An 11,918-nucleotide genomic window follows, 5' to 3' on the forward strand; every position below is an offset into this window, starting at 1 on the left:
ACTTGCATCAAGTCGAACGTGAGGAGGTTATCCCGGCCGAGCGGCAACGCCTTCAGAAGCGCGTCGGCCTCGTCGACCGAATCCACGTTCATCAGGAAGATAACGCCCTTCATCGCGTCCCGTAACCAGAATTGCTCCATCTTCCCATCAAGGTAGAGCTGCAGAGTTGCCGGGACTTCCTTCGGCAAATAGGCCTGCTGTTGCTCGGGGGTAAGCGGCTTGAGTGTGCCAATCGCCATCACTTTCATCGTCGGCTCCAGTTACAAAGGTTGATCAGGATGTCGTCCGGGCAACGCGGACAGGTTGCGTTCGGATTGAGGACCACTGTAAGTCAGGAACGCGTATGCGTACTATTGTCGTAAATGACATTTTCGATGTCATTTGCGACTTGAAATTGACGATTCTCGCTCTCGATGGGGTGTTCGACACGGGGTTTTCCGCGGTGCTTGACGCTTTCACCACCGCGAACGATCTGGCCGCGATCCAGCAGCCCGGCGTCGGCCCGCACTTTGAAATCGACGTGATCGGAATGCGGCGCGATGTGCGGACTGCTTTGGGCGTGCGCGTGCCGGTCAAGCCGGTGAGCGCAATGGACCGGCCGGACTGGCTGGTCGTGCCGGCACTCGCCACAAAAATGCCGGAGCAACGGGTGCCGGCGCTCCAGCGTCGTAACGAACGATTTGACTGGCCGCGTGCCGAACGACGTGGCACCCTTCACGTTGCAGAGCCCGGACGGGCCGTCCAGGTCGGCTCCGTCCGCCTCGTCCGTGCGCGACCGGATGCCCGCACGCCGCCGAAACCCTAACGACATGACCATCGATAAATTCTTCCAACTATATCAATCCAAAGCTGCCGACAATCCGCTCAAGCACGAGTACCTAAAGGCGGTAATGATCGCGGCCATCGAAGACGGCCACTGGCGCGACGGCGACAAGCTGCCGACCGAGCAGATGCTCGCCGCAATCACACCGTTCAGTCTGGGCACGATCCAGAAGGCTGTCGGTTCACTGGTCAGAGAAGGCTATGTGCAACGCAAGCGTGGCCTCGGCACCTTCATCATTCCGAGGGAGAAGCGCCTGGGAGAGCCGTGGATATTCCAGATCCTGTCGACCGACGGCGACCGCTTCATCCCGATGACCAGCTCGGTGTCGCGGCGCGTTGAGGTCGAGTCGGATGCCGCATGGGCCCGCTGGCTGTGCGGCGGCATTGAGGATCGGCGCATCGTGCGGCTCGACCGCATCATCGTCGCCGAGGACTACACGTTCCTTAGTTTTTTCTACATCGACGCGACGCGCTTCCCGCACTTCAACGACGCGCCGTTCGATACGTTGCGCAGCGAGAACTTCGTGAAGCTGATCAAGGAGATCTACCAGGTCTCAGCGTCGCGGATCATGCACACGGTGCGCACCGCGCCGCTGCCCCGCTATGTCGCGGACACGTTGAAACTGCCGCAGAAGACGTACGGTACGCACCTCGAGATCATGGGCAGCAGCGCGGCCGGCGAGCCTGTGTTCTATCAGCAGCTGTACCTGCCGACCGGCGGCCCGCGCATCTACCTGTGACACGGCGGCATCGGGCGCGACACAGGAGCAGACGAGTCAGCTGATCAAAAAGCCTTCGTAGCCTTTGCCCGCCACTTCGCCGCAGATCTTTTCGTAACGGGCCATACCACCGGCATAGGGCATGAATACTCGCGGCTTGCCGGGCACGTTCGCACCGAGATACCAGGACGAACTCGCCATCGGCAGCAACGTCGCTTGCGCGGTCTCATTGACATGCTGCACCCACTTCTCGGCGGCCGTGGGCGTCGGTTCGATGCGTGTAGCCCCCCTGTTGCGCATCTCCGCAATGCATCGGGTGATCCATTCGACATGCTGCTCGATGGCGATAGGCATATTCGTTAGTACAGACGGACTGCCCGGACCCGTGATCGTGAACAGGTTGGGAAAGCCCGGCGACTGAAGTCCCAGATAAGTCCGGGGCCCGTGAGCCCACGCGTCCTTCAATTGCAACCCGCCGCGCCCCTCGATATTCAGCGCCAGCAGAGGTCCCGTCAGCGCGTCGAATCCCGTGGCGAACACGATTACGTCGAGCGGAATGAAGGCATCGCTGGTTCGAATCCCCTCCGGCACGATCTCGACGATCGGCGTGGCCTTGATATCCACTAACTCGACGTTGTCCCGATTGAATGTCTCGAAGTAGTGGGTGTCGATCGGTGGCCGCTTGGTCGCGTACAAATGATCACGGGGAGTCAGTTTTTCCGCGGTGGCGGGGTCCTTGACGATATTGTGGATTTTCTCGCGAATGAACTGGGACGCCGTCTCGTTCGCGGCCTCGTCGGTCAGCAAGTCCTTGAAGGTCGCCCGAAAACGCAGTCCGCCTCGTTCCCAGGCGGCTTGATAAGCCTGTTCGCGCTCCTCGTCAGAGACCTCCAGCGCGGATCGATCCGACACGTCGAACGGGTGGCCGTTCACCGAGCTGCGGGATTTTGCACGGATCGCCTCGCGATTTGTGGTCGCCCAGTCGCGGAAGCTCTGGTCGACAGGGCCGTTACGCGCCGGAACGCTGTAGTTGGCTGTTCTCTGGAACACCGTTAGCTTCCCGGCCTGCTCCGCGATGACCGGTGCCGCCTGAATGCCCGTAGAGCCGGTGCCGATCAGCCCGACGCGCTTGCCTTCGAAAACGACGCCGTTATCCGGCCAACGTCCCGTGTGGTAGTGCTCGCCGGCGAACGTCTCCAGTCCGGGAATCGACGGCACGTTCGCCGTGGACAGACAGCCGACCGCTGTCACCAGAAACTGAGCCTCAAAACGCTGGCCGTTACCGGTCGAGACGAGCCAGCTGTTTTTCAAGTCGTCGTAGGTAGCCTGGGTCACCCTGGTGCCCAGTTGGATGTTCGGTCGTAGCTCGAGCCGGTCCGCAACGTGGTTCAGATAACGGCGAATCTCATTGTGGTCCGGGTATCGCTCGCTCCACTGCCATTGGTCCTGAAGCTCGTCGGAGAATGTGTAGCAGTAGTAGTAGCTCTCGGAGTCGCAGCGTGCGCCTGGGTAACGATTCCAGTACCACGTCCCGCCAACGCCATCACCGGCTTCCAGCAGCCGTACGTCGAGCCCGAGTCGATCGCGGAGCATATGAAGCTGGTACAGGCCGGAGAATCCGGCGCCGACAATGATGGCGTCGTATCGACGACCCGGTTCGGCGTTGACGGCTCGTGTGTGACTCATGACCTCTCTCCATGTTCGGTTCCGCAACAGTTTGATCTTTGAAGCTTTACTGCATAGTAACAATGAACGTCAGAACGGAGCGATAGTGTTTTCCCCGATTCTCCACGGCCCCTCACAGCGCAACACTGACGCAATATGCTGGATGAAATCGGAGGGTAGGAGCGGCGTATCCGAGGTAGGGAAAAGGGTGCGACCAGGTGAAATAGCTCATCCATTTACTACATAGTTTATCGATTACTCAGGACCCGCGGGCGGCGCACCCGAGTCCTGTGCGCGGCGCGCCGCAGAGCGGTCCGACATTCCGCCGTCGTTGCTGCGCGACGGCTCGCTGCGCCGGAGGAATGGTTCGTCATGAACTCGAATTCCGCTTCGACTCCGCTTTCCGTCGTCGTGACTGGCGGCGGCGGCGGCATTGGCCTTGCAACCGTCCAGCTGATCCTTGAACGTGGCGGGAGCGTGGTGATCGTCGACCTGGACGCGACGCGCGCCGACGAACTCGCGCGTCAGTACCCACGGCGATTACAGCGCTTTGCCGGCAGCGTGACCGACGAGGCACGGCTACTGGAAATCCGCGAACTCGCGTCGCGCGCGGCCGAAGTGCCGCTGAACGGGCTCGTCAACTGCGCCGGGATTGCGCCCATTCCGACGCCGATCGAGGACTACCCGGTCGAACAGTGGTCGCGTGTGCTCGAGTCGCATCTGACCGGCACCTACATCGCGTGCAAGGTGTTCGGCGCCGCATTCGCGCAGTCAGGCGCGCCCGGATCGATCGTCAACCTCGCGTCGGTGCTCGCGCATCGCCCGGGGCCCGTGCTCGCATACGGCGCAGCGAAAAGCGGGGTCGTCAGCCTGACCGAGGCGCTGGCCGCGCACTGGGCGTCCCGCCGGGTGCGTGTCAACGCGGTCGCGCCCGGCTGGACCGACACGCCGTTCGTGCGCCGCAAGGGCCGAACCGACAAGGACTTCCGGTCGATCGTCGATGCCACGCCGCAAGGCCGTCTGCTCGATCCGGCCGAGATCGCCGAGGTGATCCTGTTCCTGCTGTCACCGGCAGCCAGTGCGGTGACCGGCTCGACCATCAACTGCGACGGCGGTTACGTCGCCGGTTCCGGCTGGGCGCCGTACGGCAGCTTTCCGCGCGCACCGAGCGACGCGCCGGACCGATACGCAACGACTCATCCACCTCGGGAGACGCCATGAGGGACTTCGCCAACCAGCAGGTCGTGATCGCCGGCGCGGCCGGGGGCATCGGCCAGCAGATCGCCGCGCTGCTCGCCGACGCCGGCGCGACACTGCACCTGCTCGACATTCGTGACCCCGTGCAGACTCGCGAGGTGAGCACAGCGTGCGCCCGCATCGGGTCGGTGCATCGCTGCAACGTCGCGCGCCGCGCTGAGGTCGAAGCGATCGCCGCGCAGGTCGGCCCGGTAGACGTGCTGGTCGACGCGGCCGGGATCTGGCCGCACGACGACTGGATGTCGCCCGACTGGGATGAGGCGTTCGATCGCGTGATCGATGTCAACTTGCGTGGGCCGATCAACTTGGTGCGCGCGTTCCTGCCGGGGATGATCGAGCGCCGCTACGGCCGGATCGTGCTCTGCGGATCGATTGCCGGCTGGGCCGGCGGAATGATGTCGAGCCCGCACTATGTCGCCAGCAAGGGCGGCATTCATGCGTTGGTGCGCTGGTTCGCGCAGTTGGCGGTGGCGCACGGGGTCTGCGTGAACGGAGTCGCGCCGGGACCGGTCGTCACGCCGATGACGCACGGCGCGAATCACGATCTGAGCAGGTTCCCCCTGGGCCGGCTCGCCGAACCGCGGGAAGTCGCACACGCGATGCGCTTCCTGTGCAGCCGCGATGCGAGCTATGTGTCGGGCACTGTGGTCGATGTGAACGGCGGCATCTACATGCGCTGAGCGATAGCCGCCTATCGAGGCCGCCAGATCATCGTGGCGGTCCGTTCCGGACAAGAGAGGAGACACAAAACCATGCAATCGAATCACACATCTTTGTCGTCGCCGATTACGCTGACGACTGCCGCGTCCTGGCTGATCACGCTCGCGGCCGGCTTCGGCCTGTTCTTCGACGCATTCGCGTCCGTCATCTATACGGTCACGGTGCCGCTGGTGGCCAAGGAATTCAATGTCTCGCCGCACCTGTTGGCCGGCACCTTTGGCTCGGTGTTCCTGATCGGCTATACCTTCGGCACGATCCTGTTCGGCGTGCTTGCCGATCGGCTCGGCAGGCGCCTGACGCTCGGGATCTCGATCGTCGGCTACGGCGTCTCGACCGCGCTGACCGGGCTGTCGAATAATCTGCTGATGCTCGGCGGCCTGCGCTGCGTGACCGGCATCGGGGGGGCAGGCGAGTTCTCGGTCGGCTTCCCGTACGTGTCGGAAGTCTGGTCACGCAAGAAGATGGCGCGCGCGATCGGATTGACCTACGCGTTCTGGGGACTCGGGTATTTTTTCACCATCTTCGTGTTCGAGACGCTGGTGCCGCGATTCGGCTGGCGCGCTTCGTACTTCTTCGCGCTGATCCCCACGGTGCTGATCCTGATCGCACGGCTGCGCCTCGAGGAGTCGCCGCGCTTCGTCCACGTGCTCGAGGCGCTGAAGAAGCTCAACGCAAAGAAGACCACGCTCGGCCAGGCGTGGCGCGTGCCGAAGTACCGGCGCCGGTTGATCGCCGCGATCCTGATCGCGACCGCGATCACCTACGGCTACTACGCGCTCGCGTTCTACCTGTCGGCGTTCGTGGTCGGCACGTACCACATGACACCGACCAATGCCGGCTGGTTCACGATGCTGTTCGTCGCCGGCGACATGTTCGGGATCCCGCTCGCGGTGTTCTCCGCGAATCGTTTCGGACGCCGAAAGTCGGCGCTGGTCGCCGGCGTGATCGGCATGATCGTGACCTTCCTGTGGTGGCAGGGCAATCTGTCGCTGCAGTGGTTCGGCGGGCTCGAGTTTCTCGGCTCGACCTTCATCGGCTTCGAATGGACCGTCGCGCTGATCGTGCTGTGCGAAATTTTCCCGACCGAGATCCGCGCGTCGGCGTTCGGCTGGTCGCTCGGCATTGGGCGGATCATCTCGATCGCCGCGCCGACGGTGACCGAACTGCTCGCTCATTACATCGGTCTTGAACGTGCGATCCAGTCGTCGGTGTTGATCTATCTGTGCCTGCTGGCCGGCTTCATCCTGCTGCCGGAGTCAAAAGCGATGGAGTCGGGCGAGTTCGTGCTGTCGCCTGGCGCACTCGACACCGACGCGGCGTTATCCGGGGCTGGCGTGCCTGCCCAAACGAAACTGGACACTTACTGAGCGTACCGAATGCACTGGGCGAGTGGCGCCGGATGTAAAGCGCCCGAGCATGGCTTGGGCGTTTTCGGTTAATAATTGCGCCTGCAGGTCTTTGCGCAGATCGCGCCCATCGACGAAGGAGACTTCATGCCACTGGATCAGGAAATCGCGCAGGTGCTGCAAGCGCTTGAAGGCGCGCCGCCGATGGAGAGCCTGCCGGTCGATGCGCTGCGCGCGAGTATCGCCTATCCGCCGCTCGAGAGCCGCACACCCGTCGGCAGCCTCGAAGACCTGACGATCCCCACGCAAGGCCATGCGTTGCGCGCGCGTCTCTATCGGCCCGCCGAGCCGCGCAGCCCTGGTCTGATGGTGTTTTTTCACGGCGGCGGCTTCGTGTTCGGCAACCTCGAGACGCACGATCACGTGTGCCGCGATCTATGCGTGGGCGCGGGATGCGCGTTGCTCGCCATCGATTACCGGCTCGCGCCCGAGCATCGCTTTCCGCTGCCGGCTGACGACTGTCTGAACGCGACGCGCTGGGCGGGCGAGCATGCCGCATCGCTCGGCTTCGACGCGACGCGGATCGTGCTGGTCGGCGATAGCGCGGGCGGCAATCTCGCGACGGTAACGTCGCTGCGGTTGCGTGACGAGGGCGGTCCCACGGTGCGCGCGCAGGCGCTCATCTATCCGGTCACCGACTATCACACGCCGGCCACGCGCTCGTACCTCGAGAATGGGACAGGCTACTCGCTGACGCGCGCGGCGATGATCCGCTTCTGGGGCGACTACCTCGAAGAGGCAGAGCACGCGCTGCATCCGCATGCGTCGCCGTTGCGCGCGCCCGATCTGTCGCGGTTGCCGCCGACGCTCGTGCAGACTGCGGAGTTCGATCCGCTGCGCGACGAAGGCGAGGCGTTTGCGCATCGGCTGCTCGATGCGGGCGTGACGGTCACGCTGTGGCGCGAAGCAGGGCTCATTCATGGCTTTGCGCGCATGGGGCTCGCGTCGGCTGCCGCAAGGCGTGCGAGCGCGCGCTGCGCGCAGTGGATCGCCGCGGCGCTCTGCTGAATCGGGGCTGGCGCAGTTCGGAATTCCTGGGGGCCACGGCAAGGACCTGGGAGGACGATTGAGCCCGCATCATCATAGCGGCGCAGCGCGCCCACCCGGAAAACCGGTCGTCTAGGGCGAGGGGCTTGCGGCTGGGGCGGCGGCGCCGTGCGGGAGCGCGCCGCCGAATCCCGTAATGGCGCCCGTGTTAAAGCGCCAGAATAAATACGGCAGTTTGCGTTGCGCGATCTTTGTTTCGAACCGCCGTTTGTAGCGCGCCCGGCGTTATTGCGCGGAGCGCTGCGCACGCTGTTGCGCGACGATGCGTCCGGCGCGCTGCGCATTGCATGGGTAGTTGAGCCAGTCGAGCGGGTCGTAACCGGCCGCGCGCCAGGCGACGAGATCGGCGATGACTTCCGCGCGTGTCTTGGGGGCGGCGGGGTCGTACCGCGATGTCGCGGTCTGGCTGAGCGCGGATGATGCCGACGCAAGGCACGCTGTACCCAGTACGATCCCGAGCGTCAGACGGGCAAGGTTTTTTTTCATGAGGAATCCTCCTCCAGGTCGAGGACGAGTCTTCATTGTAGGCTCGCTCACGTGAGCAGGTCGGCCGGCGTATGGGCGTTTTGCGCGATGAAGGTCGACGGCGGGCATCCCGCGCTGCTGCGCATGTGGGAACGTCGCCAGTGCGGCTACCGGGCGACGGGATACCGCGTTCGCACCCCCGAGGATGAGCTCCAGCTGGAGCTCGCCTGAAAGCCAGCAGCCAACCCGCAGGCTCGTCGCGCTCCTGCGCTAAGTTGCTATTTGAACGGACCTAGTTGATGCAGCGCTCAAGTTGTATCCTTAGCAAAGGATTCGGGGGAGTCGAGCATCATGCGTAGGGTAGTCGTCCGGCGGTCGCCGGTTCATGGAAGAGGCGTGTTTGCAATGCGTCCGCTGGGCGTGCCGTTGTGAAGGCAGGACCTGCGCCGGGTCGATGTTGGCCGGCGCGACGTGATGCCCTTCAGTGTCGTGCGCGCCCGTCACGTCTCAACAATCTCAAGCCCGTTTTCGGCACACCATTGCCTCAGCGCTCTTTCGACAGAATGGGAGCAGCGCGATTTCTGAACGGCCGGGTTCAAGGCGGAATTTTCCGCTTACTTGGCCGTGCCCTTCAAGCGCTGATTAAGCGATGCGCAGCGCCTGCAATATCGGTAGATGGACCTGAGCAAAGCGGTTCGCTTTCGCGACCAGTTCAGCCAGAGAAACCGCTGCGCCCGATGGCAGTCCCGCTGTTGCGCGCGCAGACTGGGATGCCCCGCGCAGGATAGGCTCTGCGAATTCAGCCCATTGCGCCGGTTGCTGCATTTGATGCAGTCTCGCCAATAGAAAGAGTTGCGGCACGCGCGGCATAAAAACCCCAGAACCCGACACCGGGCTCGCCAGAAACTGCACTTCGTCATAATGGCGCGCGTGTTCGCAGATCGCCGCGTTCAGCTTCTCTGTCGACGGTTGGGCGGCACTGATTTGCTCGTCGTTCTGGGCATTCAGCAACACGCCCGTGCTGATCAGCAGCGTCACGGCTTTGACGATCTGCGCCAGTGTGATGCCCCGTCCGAGAACGCTGTTTTCGATATCGGACAGGGTCGCGGGGCGATGGCTGGAAAGCGCGTCGAGAATAGGGCCGTATAGCGCTTCCGGCAACATCGTTTCGCCGAGCGCGCCGCGCACCTTCAGCACCACGGAAGCTCTCGGCAGGGCCAAGATGACCCGATGGGCGCGCAGTGCCGCCTCCCGCTCGTCGTTACTGAGCGTCAGTGGCTCCTTGACCCAATAATCGCGCCGAAACGACCGGTTCACGCAGAAATCGCGCACAGTCTCTCGCAAACCACTATCAGCAACGTCCGCTAACAAAGCGCGCTGCGCAGGGGTGAGGTTGATTTCATCGACGTGATCGCGGTAGTCCGCGGATCCCCCATAAGTCAGACCAGCCGCAACAAGCGATGATGCGAGCTGCACGAAAGACAGGGGTTGCCAGTCAGGAGCGAAATACTCATGCGCGAGATAATTCGGATTCTCCCCGGATAGCGTGTTGACGCGCTCAGCAAGCAGTGGATTGACCAGTGCATAGCCCGGCTGTGTCGCAAATACGGCCTGTGCAAAATCGACTGCTGCTTTAACGCGCACCTGGATGCGCTCTTCGGCGAGTATGCCGTTGTGCGGTTCGGATATCACACCGGCATGGAAATGTCGTTGCATCAATTCACGCACGGGCAGCATCGCGGTCCACCCGGGCTGGGTGTTGTAGCTCAGATACAGCACACCGCCGGCCTTGAGCTTGCGGCGTATGAATTCGACGATCAGGGCACGATTCTCGTCGGAGATCCAGCTCCAGACGCCGTGCATGCCGATGAAATCAAAGTCCGGCAAATCGTCGCGCCGGCAGAACTCAGAAAATCGCTCGCCGAACAATTGCGCCTGCGATCCTGCGCTGTCTGCGAGTCTCCGAGCAAAGTTCGCATGAGCCGGGTGAAAGTCTGTGCCATACCATCGCGTAGTCGACCCGGCTGCGTGAATATTTACGCTCACGCCGTGGCCAAAACCCAGCTCGCAAGCGGTATGCATAGCTGGCGAAGCGAGCCCGGCGTGCAGCAAAGGAAGGCTCAGCCGCAGCGGATTCAGCTCGTCGCAATAGCCAAATGTATATGCAATCTCATCAACGAAAACTGCGTCCAACTCACCCACGTTTTAACTCTCGTTCTTTGCGCGGGCGCCCGTATTGACTCCGCAGGTTGCCGAACCAGCCGTCCGGCGAAGCCCGTTACGATACCGTCGGGTGACATGGAATGCAAAACTTCTTGATGCGGGCATGAGCCTCCGATTTCACGAGACTGGTGGCATGCTGGTCCGGGCGTTCGCCGACGGCCTCGGGCGGCAACGCTACGCGGCGTCGAGATCCACGCCCGTCGTGTGTTTCACCAGCGAGACCGCGATCAAGGAAATTACCGACAGTCCTGCCAGATAGACGCCGATCGTCCACGACCGCCCGAAGCTGGTGATCAACGATTGCGCGATCGCAGGCGCGAAAGCGCCGCCGAGGATCGCTCCCAGCGCGTACCCGACCGATACTCCCGAATAGCGCACCCGGGCCGGAAACATCTCGGCATACAACGCCGCTTGCGGCCCGTAGGACAACCCGAGCGCGGCGGTCAGCACCAGCGCGGCGAGCAGAAACAGCGCCGGATTGCCCGAATCGATCAGGAACCACATCGGAATCGTCCACACTGCCATCAGCCCGTAGCCCACCTGAAACGTCCGCACCCGGCCCAGCCGGTCGCCCAGCCAACCGCCGAGCAGCGTAAACACAAACCAGCCGCCCGCCGACAGCGTGGCGATCAGCAGCATGGTGTCCGGCGGCATATGAAGGGTCTTCTGGCCATAGCTGATGAAGAAGGCGATCACGATGTAGCCCACCGCGTTGTTGGCCATGAAAATCAGCGCCGCACTGATGACCTGGCCGCCGTGGCTGCGCATCAGCTCGCCCAGCGGCGCGGAAGATTGCCTGCGGCGGGCCCGCATCGCTTCGTACACCGGCGATTCTTCGAGGGTGCGGCGAATGATCGCGCCGATGAAGATCAGCGCGATGGACAACAGGAAGGGCAGTCGCCAGCCCCACGCGGCCATCGCCGGCTTGCCGAGCATCTCGTTGAGAAACCACAGCACGCCGGTCGAGATGATCATGCCCAGCGGCGTACCGATCTGCGGCGCGGCGCCGAATAGGCTGCGCTTTTGCCTGGGGGCATGTTCGACCGACATCAGCGCCGCGCCACCCCATTCGCCGCCGGCGGAGAAGCCTTGCAGGATCCGCAGTGCGATCAGCAGCATCGGCGCCCATGCGCCGATCTGCGCGTAGGTCGGCAGCACGCCGATCAGCGCGGTCGCCGCGCCCATCATGATCAACGTGAAAACGAGGACGATGCGCCTGCCGAAGCGGTCGCCAAGATGCCCGCAGATCGCCGCGCCAAGCGGGCGGAACAGGAACGAGATGCCGATGGTGGCAAATGACAGGATCTGCGCTAGCCCGGGACTGTGCTTCTCGATCGGGGCGAAGAAGGCCGGCCCGAGCACCAGGCCGGCGGCCTGCGCGTAGACGAAGAAGTCATACCACTCGATCGTGGTGCCGACCAGCGTCGCGGCCAATACGCGTTTCTGTTCCTGTGTGCCGTCGGCGACAGCAAGTTCGACAGTATCCATTTCTCTCTTCCGTCTGTTGGGTTGCGGGCGACATCAGTGAATGCACGGGCGCGTGGTCTTTCGAGAGTCTGGTACGCATCGCCCGTGCGGATCGATTGCGACCAGC

12 protein-coding genes are annotated in these 11,918 nt (G+C 63.2%); 7 read left to right on the forward strand and 5 right to left on the reverse strand.

The window, feature by feature from the left end; genetic code table 11:
• Positions 1-248 (reverse strand): hypothetical protein (locus J3489_RS27805; RefSeq protein ID WP_207003701.1); only part of this gene is annotated, 248 nt, incomplete at its 3' end.
• Between the two features lie 95 nt (positions 249-343).
• Between J3489_RS27805 and J3489_RS27810 the strand changes: the two genes are divergently transcribed.
• Positions 344-805: a type 1 glutamine amidotransferase family protein gene (locus tag J3489_RS27810; protein ID WP_207003703.1), complete on the forward strand. Its 462-nt coding sequence runs from the start codon at positions 344-346 to the stop codon at positions 803-805.
• A complete protein-coding gene (locus J3489_RS27815; protein ID WP_207003705.1) occupies positions 768-1,562 on the forward strand; it encodes a GntR family transcriptional regulator in 795 nt (264 codons plus the stop codon). The genes J3489_RS27810 and J3489_RS27815 overlap by 38 nt, the downstream gene beginning before the upstream one ends.
• A gap of 36 nt (positions 1,563-1,598) precedes the next feature.
• Here J3489_RS27815 and J3489_RS27820 read toward each other — a convergent pair whose 3' ends face one another.
• Positions 1,599-3,227: a flavin-containing monooxygenase gene (locus tag J3489_RS27820; RefSeq protein WP_207003707.1), complete on the reverse strand. Its 1,629-nt coding sequence runs from the start codon at positions 3,225-3,227 to the stop codon at positions 1,599-1,601.
• A 351-nt stretch (positions 3,228-3,578) separates the two neighbouring features.
• Between J3489_RS27820 and J3489_RS27825 the strand changes: the two genes are divergently transcribed.
• The 4 genes from J3489_RS27825 (at position 3,579) to J3489_RS27840 (ending at position 7,597) form a co-directional block, all read left to right on the forward strand.
• Entirely contained in the window at positions 3,579-4,427 is an 849-nt protein-coding gene (locus J3489_RS27825; protein ID WP_207003709.1) for an SDR family NAD(P)-dependent oxidoreductase, read from the forward strand.
• The gene (locus J3489_RS27830; protein WP_207003711.1) at positions 4,424-5,143 is read left to right on the forward strand and encodes an SDR family NAD(P)-dependent oxidoreductase; all 720 of its coding nucleotides are present in this window, start codon (positions 4,424-4,426) and stop codon (positions 5,141-5,143) included. Before J3489_RS27825 ends, J3489_RS27830 begins: the two co-directional genes overlap by 4 nt.
• Positions 5,144-5,215: 72 nt before the next feature.
• The gene (locus J3489_RS27835; protein WP_207003713.1) at positions 5,216-6,550 is read left to right on the forward strand and encodes an MFS transporter; all 1,335 of its coding nucleotides are present in this window, start codon (positions 5,216-5,218) and stop codon (positions 6,548-6,550) included.
• A gap of 126 nt (positions 6,551-6,676) precedes the next feature.
• Positions 6,677-7,597 (forward strand): alpha/beta hydrolase, encoded by a 921-nt coding sequence (locus tag J3489_RS27840; protein ID WP_207003715.1) that lies wholly within the window; start codon positions 6,677-6,679, stop codon positions 7,595-7,597.
• Between the two features lie 264 nt (positions 7,598-7,861).
• On the opposite strand, the gene J3489_RS27845 is transcribed toward J3489_RS27840, so the two are convergent.
• The gene (locus J3489_RS27845) at positions 7,862-8,122 is read right to left on the reverse strand and encodes a DUF4148 domain-containing protein (RefSeq protein ID WP_207003716.1); all 261 of its coding nucleotides are present in this window, start codon (positions 8,120-8,122) and stop codon (positions 7,862-7,864) included.
• 87 nt (positions 8,123-8,209) lie between these two features.
• Here J3489_RS27845 and J3489_RS38390 point away from each other — a divergent pair, with 87 nt between their 5' ends.
• Complete coding sequence (locus J3489_RS38390) at positions 8,210-8,332, forward strand: hypothetical protein (RefSeq protein WP_255555289.1); 123 nt, start codon at positions 8,210-8,212, stop codon at positions 8,330-8,332.
• A gap of 411 nt (positions 8,333-8,743) precedes the next feature.
• Here the strand turns inward: J3489_RS38390 and J3489_RS27850 are convergent, their stop codons facing one another.
• Together J3489_RS27850 and J3489_RS27855 are read right to left on the reverse strand one after the other, a co-directional pair.
• Positions 8,744-10,303, reverse strand: a complete 1,560-nt coding sequence (locus J3489_RS27850) for a class I SAM-dependent methyltransferase (protein WP_207003719.1) — start codon at positions 10,301-10,303, stop codon at positions 8,744-8,746.
• 195 nt (positions 10,304-10,498) lie between these two features.
• Positions 10,499-11,812, reverse strand: coding sequence for an MFS transporter (locus J3489_RS27855; protein ID WP_207003721.1), 1,314 nt, complete (start codon positions 11,810-11,812; stop codon positions 10,499-10,501).
• Positions 11,813-11,918: the final 106 nt, after the last annotated feature.

Origin of the sequence: Trinickia mobilis (assembly GCF_017315705.1) — a bacterium.
GTDB lineage: Bacteria > Pseudomonadota > Gammaproteobacteria > Burkholderiales > Burkholderiaceae > Trinickia_A > Trinickia_A mobilis.

Coding starts and splice junctions, on each gene's coding strand:
- J3489_RS27810 (WP_207003703.1), top strand. CDS start 344: ATGCGTACTATTGTCGTAAATGACATTTTCGATGTCATTTGCGACTTG.
- J3489_RS27845 (WP_207003716.1), bottom strand. CDS start 8,122: ATGAAAAAAAACCTTGCCCGTCTGACGCTCGGGATCGTACTGGGTACA.
- J3489_RS27840 (WP_207003715.1), top strand. CDS start 6,677: ATGCCACTGGATCAGGAAATCGCGCAGGTGCTGCAAGCGCTTGAAGGC.
- J3489_RS27830 (WP_207003711.1), top strand. CDS start 4,424: ATGAGGGACTTCGCCAACCAGCAGGTCGTGATCGCCGGCGCGGCCGGG.
- J3489_RS38390 (WP_255555289.1), top strand. CDS start 8,210: ATGAAGGTCGACGGCGGGCATCCCGCGCTGCTGCGCATGTGGGAACGT.
- J3489_RS27825 (WP_207003709.1), top strand. CDS start 3,579: ATGAACTCGAATTCCGCTTCGACTCCGCTTTCCGTCGTCGTGACTGGC.
- J3489_RS27820 (WP_207003707.1), bottom strand. CDS start 3,227: ATGAGTCACACACGAGCCGTCAACGCCGAACCGGGTCGTCGATACGAC.
- J3489_RS27855 (WP_207003721.1), bottom strand. CDS start 11,812: ATGGATACTGTCGAACTTGCTGTCGCCGACGGCACACAGGAACAGAAA.
- J3489_RS27835 (WP_207003713.1), top strand. CDS start 5,216: ATGCAATCGAATCACACATCTTTGTCGTCGCCGATTACGCTGACGACT.